The 17452-nt window shown below is 62.1% G+C and carries 15 protein-coding genes; all 15 read left to right on the forward strand.

Features of this window, described 5'->3' with window-relative positions; translation table 11 throughout:
* Positions 1-113 precede the first annotated feature (113 nt).
* The 15 genes from D7241_RS05500 (at position 114) to pcaF (ending at position 17364) form a co-directional block, all read left to right on the forward strand.
* The gene (locus D7241_RS05500; protein ID WP_408100634.1) at positions 114-2045 is read left to right on the forward strand and encodes a PAS domain S-box protein; all 1932 of its coding nucleotides are present in this window, start codon (positions 114-116) and stop codon (positions 2043-2045) included.
* Between the two features lie 231 nt (positions 2046-2276).
* Positions 2277-3638, forward strand: a complete 1362-nt coding sequence (gene benA / locus D7241_RS05505) for a benzoate 1,2-dioxygenase large subunit (RefSeq protein ID WP_408100635.1) — start codon at positions 2277-2279, stop codon at positions 3636-3638.
* The gene (benB, locus tag D7241_RS05510) at positions 3639-4127 is read left to right on the forward strand and encodes a benzoate 1,2-dioxygenase small subunit (protein ID WP_408100636.1); all 489 of its coding nucleotides are present in this window, start codon (positions 3639-3641) and stop codon (positions 4125-4127) included. It abuts the gene before it with no gap.
* A 10-nt stretch (positions 4128-4137) separates the two neighbouring features.
* Positions 4138-5148, forward strand: coding sequence for a benzoate 1,2-dioxygenase electron transfer component BenC (gene benC / locus D7241_RS05515; protein WP_408100637.1), 1011 nt, complete (start codon positions 4138-4140; stop codon positions 5146-5148).
* Between the two features lie 285 nt (positions 5149-5433).
* The gene (locus D7241_RS05520) at positions 5434-6213 is read left to right on the forward strand and encodes a 1,6-dihydroxycyclohexa-2,4-diene-1-carboxylate dehydrogenase (RefSeq protein WP_408100638.1); all 780 of its coding nucleotides are present in this window, start codon (positions 5434-5436) and stop codon (positions 6211-6213) included.
* Between the two features lie 141 nt (positions 6214-6354).
* Entirely contained in the window at positions 6355-7698 is a 1344-nt protein-coding gene (locus D7241_RS05525) for an MFS transporter (protein ID WP_408100639.1), read from the forward strand.
* Between the two features lie 28 nt (positions 7699-7726).
* Positions 7727-8848 (forward strand): muconate cycloisomerase family protein, encoded by a 1122-nt coding sequence (locus tag D7241_RS05530; RefSeq protein ID WP_408100640.1) that lies wholly within the window; start codon positions 7727-7729, stop codon positions 8846-8848.
* Positions 8849-8863: 15 nt separating this feature from the next.
* Positions 8864-9154 carry a muconolactone Delta-isomerase gene (gene catC / locus D7241_RS05535; protein WP_408100641.1) on the forward strand — a complete coding sequence of 97 codons (291 nt, stop codon included), beginning with the start codon at positions 8864-8866 and terminating at the stop codon, positions 9152-9154.
* 62 nt (positions 9155-9216) lie between these two features.
* Positions 9217-10155, forward strand: a complete 939-nt coding sequence (gene catA / locus D7241_RS05540; RefSeq protein ID WP_408100642.1) for a catechol 1,2-dioxygenase — start codon at positions 9217-9219, stop codon at positions 10153-10155.
* A gap of 319 nt (positions 10156-10474) precedes the next feature.
* A complete protein-coding gene (locus D7241_RS05545; RefSeq protein ID WP_408101192.1) occupies positions 10475-11698 on the forward strand; it encodes a benzoate/H(+) symporter BenE family transporter in 1224 nt (407 codons plus the stop codon).
* Between the two features lie 113 nt (positions 11699-11811).
* The gene (locus D7241_RS05550; protein ID WP_408100643.1) at positions 11812-13083 is read left to right on the forward strand and encodes an OprD family porin; all 1272 of its coding nucleotides are present in this window, start codon (positions 11812-11814) and stop codon (positions 13081-13083) included.
* 99 nt (positions 13084-13182) lie between these two features.
* On the forward strand, positions 13183-14025 hold the full coding sequence (locus D7241_RS05555; protein ID WP_408100644.1) for an IclR family transcriptional regulator C-terminal domain-containing protein: 843 nt from the start codon (positions 13183-13185) through the stop codon (positions 14023-14025).
* 485 nt (positions 14026-14510) lie between these two features.
* Entirely contained in the window at positions 14511-15368 is an 858-nt protein-coding gene (locus tag D7241_RS05560) for a CoA transferase subunit A (RefSeq protein ID WP_408100645.1), read from the forward strand.
* Positions 15368-16162 carry a CoA-transferase subunit beta gene (locus D7241_RS05565; protein WP_408100646.1) on the forward strand — a complete coding sequence of 265 codons (795 nt, stop codon included), beginning with the start codon at positions 15368-15370 and terminating at the stop codon, positions 16160-16162. Before D7241_RS05560 ends, D7241_RS05565 begins: the two co-directional genes overlap by 1 nt.
* The gene (pcaF, locus tag D7241_RS05570) at positions 16159-17364 is read left to right on the forward strand and encodes a 3-oxoadipyl-CoA thiolase (protein WP_408100647.1); all 1206 of its coding nucleotides are present in this window, start codon (positions 16159-16161) and stop codon (positions 17362-17364) included. Before D7241_RS05565 ends, pcaF begins: the two co-directional genes overlap by 4 nt.
* Positions 17365-17452: the final 88 nt, after the last annotated feature.

The raw sequence follows: 17452 nt of genomic DNA on the forward strand, positions 1-17452 counted from the left end.
ATCCGTTCCGCCATCGTCGCGCTGTTTGTCGCGTAGCGGTTGCCGACGCTTTTCATTTTTTTACCGCGCCGTCCATAATTCCGACCAAATCGCTCGGATGTAGGTATTTTTCAATGCAGAACACGGCATCTTCGGATGCGCCACTGACGGCGCAAGATCGATATCGCCTGCTGGTCGACGCAGTGACCGATTACGCCATCTACATGCTCGATGCTGAGGGCAGAGTCGTCAGCTGGAACACGGGCGCGAGGCGCTTCAAGGGATACGAAGAAGCCGACATCTTAGGCCAGCACTTCTCTCGCTTTTATACAGACGAAGACCGTGCCGCGGGATTGCCCCAGCGGGCAATGAATACAGCGGCAACCGAAGGACGCTTCGAAGGGGAAGGCTGGCGTGTTCGCAAAGACGGCACGCGCTTTTGGTGCCACGTGGTGATCGATCCAATCTGGTCACCCACGCGCAGCTTGCTCGGTTTCGCCAAGATCACCCGTGACCTGACCGAGCGCAAGCTAGCTGAAGAGTCGCTGAAACAGAGCGAACAGCAGTTTCGCTTGCTGGTTCAGGGTGTCACCGATTACGCCATCTACATGCTTGACCCGACAGGGCGGGTGACCAATTGGAACATGGGCGCCCAACGTATCAAGGGCTATCTGCCCGACGAGATTATCGGGCAGCACTATTCCGCTTTTTTTACTGCAGAAGACCGAGAAAATGGCGCCCCCCAACGCGGCCTCGACACAGCCTTGCGTGAGGGGCGGTTCGAAAGTCAGGGCTGGCGCGTACGCAAGGACGGCTCGCGCTTCTGGGCCAATGTGGTCGTCGACCCGATCCGCAGTGAGACGGGCACCCTCATAGGTTTTGCCAAGATTACCCGTGACATCACCGAAACCGTCGAGGCCCAGCGCGAGCTGGAAGAGGCGCGGGAGGCGCTGTTCCAGTCACAGAAATTGGAGTCCTTAGGCCGATTGACCGGGGGCATCGCCCATGACTTCAACAATCTTCTGATGGCCGTGCTGGGCGGATTGGAAATCGTGCGTCGGCGGGTGCCGGAGAATCCGCGAATCGTCCCGTTGCTGGACAACGCCATTCGCGGTGCCCAACGCGGCGCCTCGCTGGCCCAGCGCATGCTGGCCTTTGCGCGGCGCCAGGAACTCAATCTCGAACTGGTCGATGCGCCGGCTCTGGTACGTGATATGGCCGATCTGCTGCAGCAGTCGCTTGGCCCTCGGATTCAAATCGAAACCCGTTTTCCTCTCTCGCTCAAACCCGTTCTGGCCGATGCCAACCAGATCGAACTCGCGCTTCTCAACCTCGCGGTGAATGCTCGGGACGCGATGCCCGAGGGCGGCACCGTCACCATTTCGGCTCGTGAGCACCGGCTCGATTCGAGGGATGGCGCGCTGGAGCCCGGAGACTATCTTTGCCTGGCCTTGGCCGATGAGGGCGAAGGCATGGACGAGGCCACACTGGAACGCGCGACGGAGCCATTCTTCACCACCAAGGGTGTCGGCAAAGGTACGGGGCTGGGGCTCTCGATGGTCCACGGCCTTGCCGCGCAGTCGGGTGGCGGTTTGGTGCTCAAAAGCGAGAAGGGGCGCGGCACCACCGCTGAGCTATGGCTGCCGCTTGTCGCAGGTGCCGGTGTGCCGACTGAAGCGGAACAGTCGCAGGCGTCCGAGTCGCGTTGCCCTGTGGCGCTCAGCGTACTGGCGGTGGATGATGACCCCCTTGTGCTGATGACGACCGGCGCGATGCTCGAGGAACTCGGTTGCCGGGTATTCGAGGCGGAATCCGCAAAGCAGGCGCTGGAAATCCTCGCGCAGAATACGGTGCACCTGGTGCTGACCGATCAGGCCATGCCGCAAATGACCGGCACACAACTGGCCGAGGTCATCGGGCAGCGATATCCGAAACTGCCGGTGATCCTCGCGAGTGGCTATGCCGACCAGCCGATCGGGCAGGCCGGCGAACTGCCCAGGCTCGGCAAGCCCTTCACTCAGGATGACCTGGCGCAGAGCATTGCGTTGGTGATGAACCAACCCTGACGGCCAACCCTTCGGGCCGGCCTCTGACTGGTTGGCCCTACGTCTCGCTTGTTTCACTCCCTCACGTTTATATCCTTCCGAATCCTCTCGCTGTGGCCGCGCCCCATGACCGGCCGCGCCGCCCATTGTTTGCAGAAAACGGATAAAGGTGCTGCAGGAAACGGATATTGATGCCGCTTCTCGCGCCGTAGCCTTCATCACGTAGAAACAATAACAATGGAGGCCCCGGCCATGTCCCTGGGATTCGACTACCTTGATTCGCTTGTAGAAGACGATAAAGAGAAGGGCATCTTCCGCTGCAGGCGCGAGATGTTCACCGACCCTCGGTTGTTCGAACTGGAGATGAAACACATCTTCGAGGGCAACTGGCTTTACCTCGCTCATGAAAGCCAGATCCCCGAGAAGAACGACTACTACACGACCTATATGGGTCGCCAGCCGATCTTCATCGCTCGCAACAAGGAAGGCGAACTCAATGCCTTCATCAATGCCTGCAGCCATCGCGGCGCGATGCTGTGCCGCTTCAAAAGCGGCAACAAGGCCACCTACACCTGCCCGTTCCACGGCTGGACCTTCAATAACTCGGGCAAGCTGCTCAAGGTGAAGGACCCCAAGGAAGCCGGCTACCCGGACAGCTTCAACTGCGATGGCTCCCACGATCTGAAGAAAATCGCCCGCTTCGAGTCCTATCGCGGCTTCCTGTTCGGCAGCCTGCGTGAGGATGTCGCGCCGCTGGAAAACTTCCTCGGCGAGTCGAAGAAGATCATCGACATGGTGGTCGACCAGTCGCCGGATGGCATCGAGGTACTGCGCGGCTCATCGAGCTACGTCTTCGGCGGCAACTGGAAACTGACTGCCGAGAACGGTGCCGACGGCTACCACGTCACTGCCGTGCACTGGAACTACGCCGCCACCCAGAACCAGCGCAAGCTGCGCGAAGCCGGTGAAGAGATCCGCACCATGAGCGCCGGCGGTTGGGGCAAGAAGGGCGGTGGTTTCTATTCCTTCGAGAACGGCCACCTGCTGCTCTGGACGCGCTGGGACAACCCTGAAGACCGTCCGCTGTACAGCCGCCGCGACGAGCTGGTCGCCGAAGTCGGCGAGGCGCGTGCCGACTGGATGATCGGCAACTCGCGCAATCTCTGCCTCTACCCGAACCTCTACCTGATGGATCAGTTCGGCTCGCAACTGCGCATCGCCCGGCCGATCTCGGTCGACGAGACCGAAGTCACCATCTACTGCATCGCGCCCAAGGGCGAGAGTGCCGAGGCGCGTGCCCGCCGCATTCGCCAGTACGAAGACTTCTTCAACGTCAGCGGCATGGCCACGCCGGACGATCTCGAGGAATTCCGCGCCTGCCAGGCCGGCTTCCAGGGCCGCGCCATGGAATGGAACGACATGTCCCGTGGCGCCAAGCACTGGATCGAAGGCGCCGATGAGGGCGCCAAGGAAATCGATCTGCATCCCTTGCTCAGCGGCGCGCGCTCCGAGGACGAAGGCCTGTTCGTCATGCAGCACCAGTACTGGCAGCAGCAGATGATCAAGGCCGTGAAGGCGGAACAGGATCAGCTGATTCATGTGGAGGGTGCGTAGATGATCATTTCCTATGAAACCGCGCGCGATTTTCTCTACCGCGAGGCGCGCTATCTCGACGACAAGGAGTGGGACGCCTGGCTCGAACTCTACGCGCCGGATGCCAGCTTCTGGATGCCGGCCTGGGATGATCGCGACCAGTTGACCGAAGACCCGCAAAGCGAGATCTCACTGATCTGGTACGGCAACCGCAGCGGCCTGGAAGACCGCGTGTTCCGCATCAAGACCGAGCGCTCCAGCGCCACCATTCCGGACACCCGCACCACCCACAACATCAGCAACCTCGAGCTGCTCGAGCAGGCCGATGGCTTCTGCAAGCTGCGCTACAACTGGCACACCATGAGCTTCCGCTACAAGACGGTCGATCACTTCTACGGCACCAACTTTTACACCCTGGACGTGCGCGGCGAGAACCCGCTGATCAAGGCCAAGAAGGTCGTGCTGAAGAACGACTACATCCGCCAGATGATCGACGTGTACCACCTGTGAGGGCGCAGCCATGACCTACAACATCGCATTGAATTTCGAAGACGGCGTGACCCGCTTCATCGAAACCAACCTCGGCGAAACCGTGGCCGACGCCGCCTACCGCCAAGGCATCAACATCCCGCTGGATTGCCGTGACGGCGCCTGCGGTGCCTGCAAGTGCTTCGCCGAAGCCGGTCGTTACGACCTCGGAGAGGAATACATCGAAGACGCGCTGAGCGAAGACGAAGCCGAGCAGGGCTACGTGCTGACTTGCCAGATGCGCGCCGAGAGCGATTGCGTGGTGCGCGTGCCGGCCTCTTCGCAGGTGTGCAAGACCGAACAGGTTTGTTTCGAAGCTGCCATCAGCGGTGTCCGCCAGCTGTCCGAAAGCACCATCGCGCTGTCGGTCAAGGGCGAGGCCCTGAACCAGCTGGCGTTCCTGCCCGGGCAGTACGTCAACCTCAAGGTGCCGGGCAGCGATCAGAGCCGAGCCTATTCCTTCAGCTCGCTGCCCAGGGATGGCGAAGTCAGCTTCCTGATCCGCAACGTGCCAGGCGGGCTGATGAGCAGCTTCCTTACCTGCCTGGCCAAGGCGGGCGACAGCCTGACCCTGGCTGGCCCGCTGGGCAGCTTCTACCTGCGCGATATCAAGCGTCCGCTGCTGTTGCTGGCGGGCGGCACGGGCCTCGCGCCATTCACCGCCATGCTGGAGAAGATCTCCGAGCAGGGTAGCGAGCATCCGCTGCATCTGATCTACGGCGTGACCCTCGATCACGATCTGGTGGAAATGGACAAGCTCGAAGCCTTCGCCGCGCGCATCCCCAATTTCACTTACAGCGCCTGCGTGGCCAGCCCCGACAGCGCTTACCCGCAGAAAGGCTACGTCACCCAGCACATCGAGCCGAAGCACCTGAATGACGGCGAGGTAGACATCTACCTCTGCGGCCCGCCGCCGATGGTTGAGGCGGTCAGCCAGTTCATCCGTGAACAGGGCCTGCAGCCAGCGAATTTCTATTACGAGAAATTTGCTGCCAGCGCCTAGTTCCCACGCTCCAGCGTGGGAGCCCTGCCGCAGTTCAAATTTGTAGGGTGGGCTTCAGCCCACCAATGGGGTGCAGGCGGTGGGCTAAAGCCCACCCTACGGTACTACGAGAAGTTCGCGGCCAGCGCCTGAGGGCAGAGCAGTGCACGGCCTTTGTAGGAGCGAGCTTGCTCGCGAAAGGGCCGGCACCCGACTAGATGCCCGGGTTACTGCAGCAAAAGCTTCGCGAACAAGTTCGCTCCTACAGGGTTCGTGCGTGGCTTCGATCACGTCGAGGATAGAAAGATGAACAAGCGTTTCGAAAACAAAGTCGCCGTCATCACCGGCGCCGCCCAAGGCATCGGTCGCCGTGTGGCCGAGCGGATGGCCGAGGAGGGCGGGTGCCTGTTGCTGGTCGACCGCTCCGAGCTGGTCCACGAACTGGCTGATGAGCTTGGCGGCAAAGGTGCGCAGGTCCTGACCATGACCGCTGATCTTGAGCAATTCGCCGATTGCCATCGCGTGATGGACGCCGCCAAGACCCATTACGGCCGCCTCGACATTCTGATCAACAACGTCGGCGGCACCATCTGGGCCAAACCGTTCGAGCATTACCAAGAGCAGGAAATCGAGGCCGAAGTGCGCCGCTCGCTGTTCCCCACGCTCTGGTGCTGCCACGCCGCCTTGCCGCACATGCTGGAGCAGGGCGCCGGCGCCATCGTTAACGTCTCCTCCATCGCCACCCGCAGCCTCAATCGCGTGCCCTATGGCGCGGCCAAGGGCGGCGTGAACGCATTGACTGCCTGCCTCGCCTTCGAGAACGCCCAGCGCGGCATTCGCGTCAACGCCACCGCGCCGGGCGGCACCGAGGCGCCGCCGCGGCGCATTCCGCGCAACACGGCCGAGCAGAGCGAGCAGGAAAAAGTCTGGTACCAGCAGATCGTCGATCAGACCGTCGATTCCACGCTGATGAAGCGCTACGGAACCATCGACGAGCAGGCCGGCGCGATCCTCTTCCTGGCCTCCGATGAGGCCTCCTACATCACCGGCGTGACCCTGCCGGTGGGTGGTGGCGATCAGGGATAGCGGCAGATCGTAGGAGCCAGCTTGCTGGCGAAAGCCGGGCAGGATCACCAGCAATGACTAGGCGGCCCCGGCTCCTGCACAAACGCACCGTTAGCCGCTTCAACGAGTTTTTCCACAACAAAAACAATAGAGAGCCTTGCCATGCGAAAAGTAGATGTTCACGAAATTATCGATAACGCCCGCTTCAGCGGGTTTCACTGGCTGGTCATGAGCCTTTGCGCCCTGTTGTTGATCTTCGACGGCTATGACCTGTTCATCTACGGCGTGGTGCTGCCCACCATCATGAAAGAGTGGGGCCTGTCGCCCCTGGAAGCCGGCGCGTTGGGCAGCTATGCGCTGTTCGGCATGATGTTCGGCGCACTGATCTTCGGCACATTGGCTGACCGTATCGGGCGCAAGAAGGGCATCGCCATTTGCTTCCTGCTGTTCAGCACAGCAACGGTGATCAACGGCTTTGCCAGCACGCCCACCGAATTTGGCATCTTCCGTTTTCTCGCCGGCCTCGGCTGTGGCGGGTTGATGCCCAATGTCGTTGCGCTGATGAACGAATACGCGCCGAAGAAGCTGCGCAGCACCCTGGTAGCGCTCATGTTCAGTGGCTATTCACTGGGCGGCATGTTCTCGGCCGGGCTGGGCATCTACATGCTGCCGCGCTTCGGCTGGGAGGCGATGTTCTTCGCCGCTGCCGTGCCGCTGCTGTTGCTTCCTGTGATCCTCTGGAAGCTGCCGGAATCGATTGGCTTCCTGGTGCGCCAGGGCCGTTCCGAGCAGGCGCGCAAGCTGCTCAATCGTATCGATCCGAGCCGTGAACTCAGCGCCAACGACGAGCTGGTGATGTCCGAGACGAAGGGCAAGAGCGCGTCGGTGCTGGAGTTGTTCCGCGACGGCCGGGGCGTTCGCACCCTGTCGATCTGGGTGGCATTCTTCTGCTGCCTGCTGATGGTTTACGCGCTGGGCTCCTGGCTGCCGAAGCTGATGGCCAATGCCGGTTACAGCCTGGGTTCGAGTCTGTCGTTCCTGCTGGCGCTCAACTTCGGCGGCATGTTCGGGGCGATTCTCGGCGGCTGGCTGGGCGATCGCTTCAATCTGGCCAAGGTCGTGGTGGTGTTCTTCGCGGTATCTGTGGTGTCCATCAGCCTGCTCGGCTTCAAGACGCCGATGCCGGTGCTCTACGCGCTGATCACCATCGCCGGTGCCACCGTGATCGGCACGCAGATCCTGCTGTACGCAGCCGCCGCGCAGTTCTACGGCCTGTCGATTCGTTCCACCGGCCTGGGCTGGGCGTCCGGCATTGGCCGCAACGGCGCCATCGTCGGTCCGCTGCTGGGCGGGGCATTGCTGGGCATCAACCTGCCGCTGCAACTGAATTTCATGGCCTTCGCCATTCCAGGCGTGATCGCTGCGCTGGCCATGACCGTCTTCGCCGTTTCCGGGCAGCGCAGCAGCAATGTCGCGCCAGCCGGGCTGTCGGCGGCGAAAGCCTGATCACTGAACCAGAACTCCGGGAGCCGATATGAGCCACACCCTGATCGAAAGCATCGATGCCGTCATCGTCGATCTGCCCACCATCCGCCCGCACAAGCTGGCGATGCACACCATGCAGAAGCAGACGCTGGTGGTCATCCGCATTCGTTGCAGCGATGGCATCGAAGGCATCGGTGAATCCACCACCATTGGTGGCCTGGCCTACGGCAACGAAAGCCCGGAGAGCATCAAGACTAACATCGACAGCCACCTCGGCCCGCTGCTGGTCGGTCAGGATGCGGCCAATATCAATGCCGCCATGCTGCGGCTGGACAAGGCGGCCAAGGGCAACACCTTCGCCAAGTCCGGCCTGGAAAGCGCGCTGCTCGATGCTCAAGGCAAGCGCCTTGGGCTGCCGGTCAGCGAGCTGCTCGGCGGGCGAGTGCGCGACAGCCTGGAAGTCGCCTGGACGTTGGCCAGCGGCGATACCGTCCGCGATATCGCCGAAGCCGAGCAGATGCTCGACATCCGTCGCCACCGGATCTTCAAACTGAAGATCGGCGCCAACCAGGTGAACGCCGATCTAAAGCACGTCATCGCCATCAAGAAGGCGCTAGGTGAGCGCGCCAGCGTGCGCGTCGACGTCAACCAGTACTGGGACGAGTCCCAGGCCATACGCGCCTGCCAGGTGCTGGGCGACAACGGCATCGACCTGATCGAGCAGCCGATCTCGCGCATCAACCGCGCCGGTCAGGTGCGTCTGAACCAGCGCAGCCCGGCACCGATCATGGCCGACGAGTCCATCGAAAGTGTGGAGGACGCCTTCAGCCTCGCCGCCGACGGCGCGGCCAGCGTGTTCGCTCTGAAGATCGCCAAGAACGGCGGCCCGCGCGCTGTGCTACGGACCGCGCAAATCGCCGAAGCCGCCGGCATCGCGCTGTACGGCGGAACCATGCTCGAAGGCGCCATCGGCACCCTGGCTTCGGCCCATGCCTTCATCACCCTGAACAAGCTGACCTGGGGCACCGAGCTGTTCGGCCCGCTGCTGCTCACCGAAGAAATCGTCACCGAGGCGCCGGTCTATCGCGACTTCCAGCTGGAAGTGCCGCGCACGCCCGGCCTTGGCCTGACCCTCGACGAAGAGCGCCTGGCGTTCTTCAGCCGCAAATAACCGGAGGCTCGAAAGATGCTGTTCCACGTAAAGATGATCGTGAAATTGCCGGTGGACATGGACCCGGCCAAGGCCGCCAAGCTCAAGGCGGACGAAAAGGAGCTGGCCCAGGGCCTGATGCGCGAAGGCAAATGGCGTCACCTCTGGCGCATCGCCGGCCAGTACGCCAACTACAGCGTGTTCGACGTTGCCAGCGTGCAGGAGCTGCACGACACCCTGATGCAGCTGCCGCTGTTCCCGTACATGGAAATCGACGTCAACCCACTATGCCGCCACCCGTCTTCAATTCGTGACGACGACAGCTGAGTGAGCCCTGGCCGGAGAACGTTCCGGCTAGCAACTGACAACTACAAGATGAGGCCTGAGCCATGACTGTGAAAATTTCCCACTCGCCCGAAATCCAGAACTTTTTCAAGGAAGCCAGCGGCTTCAACAACGACACCGGCAACACTCGCCTGAAGACCATCGTCAACCGCCTGCTACTGGACAGCGTGAAGATCATCGAAGACCTGGAAATCACCCAGGACGAGTTCTGGAAAGCCGTCGATTACATCAACCGCCTCGGTGGTCGCAATGAGGCCGGTTTGCTGGTCGCCGGACTCGGCCTCGAGCATTTCCTCGATCTGCTGGAAGACGCCAAGGACGAGCAGGCAGGCTTGAGCGGTGGCACGCCGCGCACCATCGAAGGCCCGCTGTATGTAGCCGGTGCGCCGATTGCCGAAGGCGAAGCCCGCATGGACGACGGCAGCGAAGACGGCGTCGCCACCGTGATGTTTCTCCAGGGACGTGTCACCGGCCCGGACGGCAAGCCGCTGGCCGGCGCGACTGTCGATGTCTGGCACGCCAATACCCAGGGCAACTATTCCTACTTCGACCAGGGCCAGTCGGACTACAACCTGCGCCGTCGCATCATTACCGATGCCGAAGGCCGCTACCGCGCCCGCAGCATCGTGCCATCCGGCTACGGCTGCTCGCCGGACGGCCCGACCCAGGAAGTGCTCGACCAGCTCGGCCGCCACGGTCAGCGCCCGGCGCACATCCATTTCTTCATCTCCGCGCCGGGCCACCGTCACCTGACCACGCAGATCAACCTTTCCGGTGACAAGTACCTCTGGGATGACTTTGCCTACGCCACCCGTGACGGGCTTATCGGCGATATCTACTTCAATGACGATCCCGAGGCCGCGCGTGACCGCGGGGTGGAAGGGCGGTTCGCCGAGGTGGCGTTCGACTTCCAGCTGCAGCAAGCGCCGGCTCCGCAAGCTGAGCAGCGCAGCCAGCGTCCGCGGGCTTTGCAGGAAGCTTGATTGGGCCGGATGGCCGATCGATGCCGTCCGGCGGGCGTAGGGTGGTAACGCTCTTTTCATCCACCGGTTCCTTTGCGGGTGCCAGTGGTGGATGGGTGAAGCGCCATCCACCCTACGTTCAGCTGCGCGGACCGACACCTTCACGGTCAAACCGAGCGTAGGGTGGATGACGCTCTTTTCATCCACCGGTTCTTTTGCGGGGTGCCAGCGGTGGATGGGTGAAGCGCCATCCACCCTGCGCTTAGCCGTCGAACGCTACATCCACAACAAGAGCGATCCGGACACTGTCACGGATAGCCAGGCAGACTTGCGAGGCGACATGAAAACGCTACTCAGCGATATCTCTCTCTCCGCCGTGGTTGCCGGTTTCATCGCGACCGTCATTTCCTACGCGGGTCCGCTGGTGATCATCTTTCAGGCGGCCAACGCCGGTGGGTTGCCGCATGATCTGGTGTCGTCATGGGTCTGGGCCATTTCCATCGGCAGCGGCGTGCTCGGGATCGTTCTGAGCCTGCGCTACAAGGTACCGATCATCATCGCCTGGTCGGCCCCCGGGTCCGCGCTGCTGGTAGCAATGCTGCCGGACATCAGCATGAACCAGGCAGTTGGCGCGTATCTGGCGTCGAGTCTGGTGATCCTGCTGGTCGGGCTTTCCGGCGCCTTCGACAAGGTCATCAGCAAACTACCGACGGCAATTTCCGCCGCGATGTTGGCAGGCATCCTGTTCCGTTTCGGCACCGAATTATTCGTGTCGGTGAAGCAGCAACCCTGGCTGGTGCTCGCGATGTTCGCCACCTACCTGCTGTTCAAACGGCTGTTGCCGCGTTACGCGGTGATGGCGGTGCTGGTAGTGGGCGTTGCGATCGCCGTTGCCGGTGGCGAGTTGCATAGCGAAGCGCTGGTGCTTGGCCTGGCGATGCCGGTCTGGATTACGCCGGAATTCGACTGGCAGGTGATGCTCGGTGTCGCCTTTCCGCTGGTGGTGGTGGCGCTGACCGGCCAGTTCGTTCCGGGCATGGTCGTACTGCGCAACGATGGTTACCAGACCCCGGCGAGCCCGCTGATCAGCAGCAGTGCTCTGGGCACACTGTTGTTGGCGCCTTTCGGCTGCCATGGCCTGAACCTCGCAGCGATCACCGCAGCGATCTGCACCGGTCGCGAATCCCATGAAGACCCAGCCAAGCGCTACGTCGCGGGCGTGTCAGGTGGCGTGTTCTACCTGTTGCTGGGGCTCTTCGGCGCGACCCTGGTATCGGTCTTCACCGCCTTTCCCGCTGCGCTGATCGCCGCCTTGGCCGGGCTTGCACTACTGGCCGCGATTGGTGGCGCGCTGAGTGCCGCGATGTCGGTACCAGCGGATCGCGAGGCCGCGCTGATCACTTTTCTGGTCACCGTGTCAGGCATGTCTTTTCTCGGATTGTCGGCTGCGTTCTGGGGGCTGATATTCGGAATCGCCGCGCATCTGTTGCTGACACTCAGAAAACCACCCGCCGTGCCGCAGAACAGCTGCGCCAGCCTCCCGCAGGAGCAGCCCGCGCGCTGAGATCACCGTAATAACGCCCCACTGAATACCTGAACACCTATGTCGTGCTCCTTCGGCTGCGCCGGAGGGAGCGGCAGCGTGCACCTGAAAAACAACAACAACGAGTGAAATCCATGAAAAACCAGCCACAACTCTCGCGTATCGCATTGGCCATCGGCGCTTTGCTTTGCCTCCCCTCGGCATTCGCCGCCGAAGAGGGCTTCATCGATGGCACTACGGCTACGCTGCAGGCCCGCAATTACTACTTCAGCCGGGACTACTCCGACATCGTCGGGGCGAACCAGCAGTCGAAATCGGAAGAGTGGGCGCAGGGCTTCATCCTCAATGTGAAGTCCGGCTATACGCCGGGCACCATCGGCTTCGGCGTGGATGTGCTCGGTCAGCTTGGTTTCAAGCTCGACAGCAGTGCCAGTCGGGTCAATACGGGGCTGCTGCCGACCGGCAGCGACGGCAAGGCCGCGGATGACTTCGGCCGCATCGGGGCGGCGCTGAAGGTGCGGCTGTCGAAAACCGAGCTGAAGGTCGGTGAGCTGACGCCGAACCTGCCGGTGCTGACTTTCAGTGACATTCGCCTGCTACCGCCGACCTACCAGGGCGCCAGCATTGTTTCCCAGCAGATCGACGGGCTGACTCTGCAAACCGGCCAGCTGCATTCGGGCAGCGTGCTCAACGAAGCCGGCGACGGCCCGATGCGTGCGAAGCTCGGCCATGTGCCGCAACTGGGCGGTGATGCCGAAACCGATCGCTTCAACTATGTCGGTGCCGACTACGCGTTCAATCAAAAACGCACCTCGGCGGGCGTCTGGTACGCGCAGCTGGAGGACATCTACAACCAGCGCTTCTATAGCCTCAAGCACAGCGAGCCGGTGGGTGATTGGGTGCTCGGCGCGAACCTGGGCTTTTACGATTCGAAGGAAGATGGCGAGCGCTTGCTGGGCGATATCGACAACCGCGCGCTGTTCAGCGTGCTTTCGGCCAAGCGCGGCGGCCACACCGTCTCCGTTGGTTATCAGGCGATGTTCGGCGACGACGCCTTTCCGAGGGTTTTCAACAACGTCAGCCCGCTGGGCAATGAAGTGCCGACCTATGAATTCGCCGGTGCCGACGAGCGCTCCTGGCAGGTGCGTCACGATTTCGATTTCGCTGCAATCGGGATTCCCGGCCTGGTTTCCAAGGTGCGCTACATTCGCGGCGACAACGTCGACACCGGCGGTGGCTTCGAGGGCGAGGAGTGGGAGCGTGACCTGGACCTTGGTTACACCTTTCAGAGCGGTGTGCTGAAGAGCCTCAGTGTACGGGTACGCAACGTTACTGCGCGCTCCAACTACCGCAGCGACATCGACGAGAACCGTCTGATCTTCAATTACACCTGGCAACTGCTGTAGCAGCTGTTAGCAATCTGCGGAACGTCTTGACGGTGGGCTTTGCGATTATCGACCATCGGGACGATAATCGAACAACGCTCCCCGACAAGGCTGTCTGCCATGAACGACGAATCCCATCCCCGAACTACTCCGATGGCGCCGGCAATCATTGCTTCGCCGGCCAAGCGCATTGAAGCCTTCACAGGCGATCCGAATTTCATGACTTCGCTAGCCCGTGGGCTGGCGGTGGTGCATGCGTTTCAGGAGCGCAAGCGTCATCTGACCATCGCGCAAATCAGCCATCGCACCGAGATTCCCCGCGCGGCGGTGCGTCGCTGCCTGCACACGCTGATCAAGCTCGGCTATGCCACCACCGACGGTCGCACCTATTCGCTATTGCCCAAGGTGCTGACGCTGGGCCACGCCTATCTGTCGTCCACACCGCTGGCCGTGACCGCGCAACCGATTCTTGACCGCCTCAGCGATCAGCTGCATGAGGCCTGCTCGATGGCCACGCTGGAAGGTGACGAGGTGCTTTATGTGGCCCGCTCGGCGACGCCGCAGCGATTGATTTCGGTCGATCTGAGTGTAGGCAGCCGGCTGCCGGCCTATTGCACGTCGATGGGTCGGATATTGTTGGCGGCTCTGGATGATGCGGCGCTGGATGATTACCTCGACCACGCCGAGTTGCAGATCAAGACCAGTCGCACCCTGCACACGCCCGAAGCTATCCGTGCTTCGATTGCCGAGATTAGGCAGCAGGGTTGGGTGATCATCGATCAGGAACTGGAAGTCGGGTTGCGCTCGCTGGCGGTGCCGCTGAAGGATTCTGCCGGCCAGGTACTCGCCGCGCTGAACGTCGGCACGCATGCCGGTCGGGTGACCCGGCAAGAACTGGAAACGCGCTTTCTGCCGGTGTTGCTGGAGGCAAGCAAGGAGTTGAGCACGCGGCTGTTTCATTGACATCGGCTCGGCATGCGGGTCGATGAAGCGTGACCCGACCTGCAACTCTGGTCCAGCTGCCGTCACCGGTGGGCTGAAGCCCACCCTACGTCGTTGCACGGAGTAGAACCGTAGGGTGGGCCGGGCGGCGCTCCGCTTCAGCCCACCGCAGCGAGAGGCGAGCCGGGAGCTGAGCACGTGGCTGTTTCACTGACGTCGACGCCGTATGCCGGATCGATGAAGCGTGCTGTCACCGGTGGGCTGAAGCCCACCCTACGTCGCTGCACGGAGTAGAGCCGTAGGGTGGGCCGGGCGGCGCTCCGCTTCAGCCCACCGCAGCGAGAACGGGAGAATTTATCCGCAGTTGAATCAATAACTCCAAGGTTCTTATTTCGTTCGATTACCGAACGATTAATCGATTATCGGATTGTTCCAAGGCAAGGCGATGGTTAGTGTGGGTCGTAAGCACCGATTCGTTCGTGCATTCACCAACACGAGACTGACCCATGGCCGAGCTCCTTTCACTACACGAAGCAATTGATCGCTTCGTCAGCAATGGCGACACCGTCGCCCTTGAAGGTTTCACCCATCTGATTCCCACCGCCGCCGCTCACGAAATCATTCGTCAGGGCAAGAAAGACCTGACGCTGGTGCGCATGACCCCTGACTTGGTCTATGACCTGCTGATCGGCGCCGGTTGCGCGAAGAAGCTGATCTTCTCCTGGGGCGGCAACCCCGGTGTCGGCTCGTTGCATCGCCTGCGCGACGCGGTAGAAAAGCAGTGGCCGCAGCCGCTGGAGATCGAAGAGCACAGCCACGCAGACCTCGCTAACGCCTACGTTGCTGGCGCTTCCGGCCTGCCGTTCGCGGTGCTGCGTGCCTATCTCGGTTCTGATCTGCCCAAGGTCAACCCGATGATCAAGTTCATCCAATGCCCCTTCACCGGCGAAACCCTCGCGGCGGTGCCGAGCGTGCGCCCGGACGTCACCGTGATCCATGCGCAAAAGGCCGACCGCAAAGGCAACGTGCTGATCCAGGGCATCCTCGGTGTGCAGAAGGAAGCCGCGTTGGCGGCCAAGCGTTGCATCGTCACCGTCGAGGAAATCGTCGATGACCTTAATGCCCCGATGAACGCCTGCGTGCTGCCGACCTGGGCGCTGACCGCTGTCTGTCTGGTGCCGGGTGGCGCCCATCCGTCCTACGCGCACGGTTACTACGAGCGCGACAACCGCTTTTATCAGCAGTGGGACCCCATCGCCCGCGACCGCGGCACCTTCAATGCCTGGATCGATGAGTTCATTCACGGTACCGAAGACTATTCAGCGTTCCAGGCCAAGCTGGCCGCGCAGCAGGAGGCCAAGTGATGAGCGCTCACGCCAATAACTACAGCACTAATGAAATGATGACGGTGGCCGCCTCACGCCGCCTCGGCGATGGCAGCGTCTGCTTCGTCGGCATCGGCCTACCGTCCAAGGCCGCCAATCTGGCGCGCCTGACCCATGCGCCGGACGTCGTGCTGATCTACGAATCGGGCCCGATCGGCGCCAAGCCTTCGGTGCTACCGCTGTCCATCGGTGACGGTGAACTGGCCGAGACCGCCGACACCGTGGTGCCCACCGGTGAGATCTTCCGCTACTGGCTGCAGGGCGGGCGCATCGATGTCGGTTTTCTCGGTGCGGCTCAGGTGGATAAGTTCGGCAACATCAACACCACAGTGATTGGCGACTATCACCAACCGAAAGTTCGCTTGCCAGGAGCGGGCGGGGCGCCGGAAATTGCCGGGTCGGCCAAGCAGGTGCTGATTATCCTCAAGCAATCGCACCGCACCTTTGTCGATAAGCTGGCGTTTATTACATCCGTCGGTTTCGGTGAAGGCGGCGATCATCGCAAGCAACTCGGCCTGCCGGGCAACGGGCCGGTCGGAATCATCACCGATCTGTGCATCATGGAGCCCGAAGCCGGGTCCAACGAATTCGTGGTGACGTCGCTGCACCCAGGCGCGACCCGCGAACAAGTGATCGAGAACACCGGCTGGGCCATCCGTTTCGCTGACAATGTCGGCGAAACCGCGCCGCCGACCGACAACGAACTGGTTGCCCTGCGCGCCCTGGAGGCCCGCACGGCTGCCGCCCATGGACAATCTGGAGGTGACGAGTGACACGCGAAGTCTTTATCTGCGACGCCGTACGCACACCTATCGGCCGCTTCGGCGGCGCCCTGGCCGCGGTACGCGCCGACGATCTGGCTGCAACCCCGATCAAAGCGCTGCTGGAACGCAATCCGCAGCTCGATCCGGCTGCCATCGAAGAAGTTTTCATGGGCAGCGCCAACCAGGCCGGTGAAGACAACCGCAACGTGGCGCGTATGGCCGCGCTGCTGGCCGGGTTGCCGGAAACCGTACCGGGCGTGACCCTGAACCGCCTGTGCGCCTCGGGCATGGATGCGGTGGGCAGTGCCTTCCGCGCCATCGCCTGCGGCGAAATGGAACTGGCGATTGCTGGCGGCGTCGAGTCCATGACCCGAGCGCCCTACGTGATGGGCAAGGCCGACACGGCGTTTGGCCGCACGCAGAAGATCGAGGACACCACCATCGGCTGGCGCTTCATCAATCCAAAGATGAAGGAAATGTACGGCGTCGATGCCATGCCGCAGACCGCCGATAACGTGGCTGAGGAACATAAGATCAGCCGCGAGGATCAGGACGCCTTTGCCCTACGCAGCCAGCAACGCACTGGCAAGGCGCAAGCCGCTGGTTTCTTTGCTGAAGAGATCGTTCCGGTGGTGATCAAGGGTCGCAAGGGCGACACGGTTGTCGACACCGACGAACATCCGCGCCCGGATACCAGTGCCGAAGCGCTGGCGAAGCTGAAGCCGGTCAACGGCCCCGACAAGACGGTCACCGCCGGCAATGCCTCGGGCGTCAACGACGGTGCGGCGGCGCTGATTCTCGCCAGCGCCGAAGCAGTGCAGAAATACGGCCTCAAGCCGCGCGCCAAGGTGCTCGGCATGGCTAGCGCCGGCGTCGCGCCGCGCGTGATGGGCTATGGCCCGGTGCCGGCGGTGCGCAAACTGTGCGAGCGGTTGAACGTGGCCGTAAGCGACTTCGACGTGATCGAGCTGAACGAGGCTTTCGCCGCTCAGGCGTTGGCGGTGACGCGTGATCTGGGTCTGGAAGACGACAGCCCGAAGGTCAACCCGCAGGGCGGCGCGATCGCACTGGGTCATCCGTTGGGCATGAGCGGTGCGCGCCTGGTCATGACCACCGTACACGCCTTGGAAAAGTCCGGTGGCAAGCTCGGCCTGGCGACCATGTGTGTCGGTGTGGGGCAGGGCCTGGCGTTGGTTGTCGAGCGGGTCTGACTTCTTACGCGAAGGATGGTGGGCTGAAGCCCACCCTACGGCTAATCAAGCTCCGGTAGGGTGGGCTTTAGCCCACCGTTCTTATCCC

The organism is Stutzerimonas sp. VN223-3 (assembly GCF_045999685.1).
Lineage (GTDB): Bacteria > Pseudomonadota > Gammaproteobacteria > Pseudomonadales > Pseudomonadaceae > Stutzerimonas > Stutzerimonas stutzeri_AR.

What these genes read in the sequence shown, in the direction of transcription:
- D7241_RS05550 (WP_408100643.1), top strand. Translation starts at nt 11,812, where the DNA reads ATGAAAAACCAGCCACAACTCTCGCGTATCGCATTGGCCATCGGCGCT.
- D7241_RS05555 (WP_408100644.1), top strand. Translation starts at nt 13,183, where the DNA reads ATGAACGACGAATCCCATCCCCGAACTACTCCGATGGCGCCGGCAATC.
- catC (WP_408100641.1), top strand. Translation starts at nt 8,864, where the DNA reads ATGCTGTTCCACGTAAAGATGATCGTGAAATTGCCGGTGGACATGGAC.
- D7241_RS05565 (WP_408100646.1), top strand. Translation starts at nt 15,368, where the DNA reads ATGAGCGCTCACGCCAATAACTACAGCACTAATGAAATGATGACGGTG.
- D7241_RS05520 (WP_408100638.1), top strand. Translation starts at nt 5,434, where the DNA reads ATGAACAAGCGTTTCGAAAACAAAGTCGCCGTCATCACCGGCGCCGCC.
- benB (WP_408100636.1), top strand. Translation starts at nt 3,639, where the DNA reads ATGATCATTTCCTATGAAACCGCGCGCGATTTTCTCTACCGCGAGGCG.
- benA (WP_408100635.1), top strand. Translation starts at nt 2,277, where the DNA reads ATGTCCCTGGGATTCGACTACCTTGATTCGCTTGTAGAAGACGATAAA.
- D7241_RS05560 (WP_408100645.1), top strand. Translation starts at nt 14,511, where the DNA reads ATGGCCGAGCTCCTTTCACTACACGAAGCAATTGATCGCTTCGTCAGC.
- D7241_RS05500 (WP_408100634.1), top strand. Translation starts at nt 114, where the DNA reads ATGCAGAACACGGCATCTTCGGATGCGCCACTGACGGCGCAAGATCGA.
- catA (WP_408100642.1), top strand. Translation starts at nt 9,217, where the DNA reads ATGACTGTGAAAATTTCCCACTCGCCCGAAATCCAGAACTTTTTCAAG.
- D7241_RS05530 (WP_408100640.1), top strand. Translation starts at nt 7,727, where the DNA reads ATGAGCCACACCCTGATCGAAAGCATCGATGCCGTCATCGTCGATCTG.
- benC (WP_408100637.1), top strand. Translation starts at nt 4,138, where the DNA reads ATGACCTACAACATCGCATTGAATTTCGAAGACGGCGTGACCCGCTTC.
- D7241_RS05525 (WP_408100639.1), top strand. Translation starts at nt 6,355, where the DNA reads ATGCGAAAAGTAGATGTTCACGAAATTATCGATAACGCCCGCTTCAGC.
- D7241_RS05545 (WP_408101192.1), top strand. Translation starts at nt 10,475, where the DNA reads ATGAAAACGCTACTCAGCGATATCTCTCTCTCCGCCGTGGTTGCCGGT.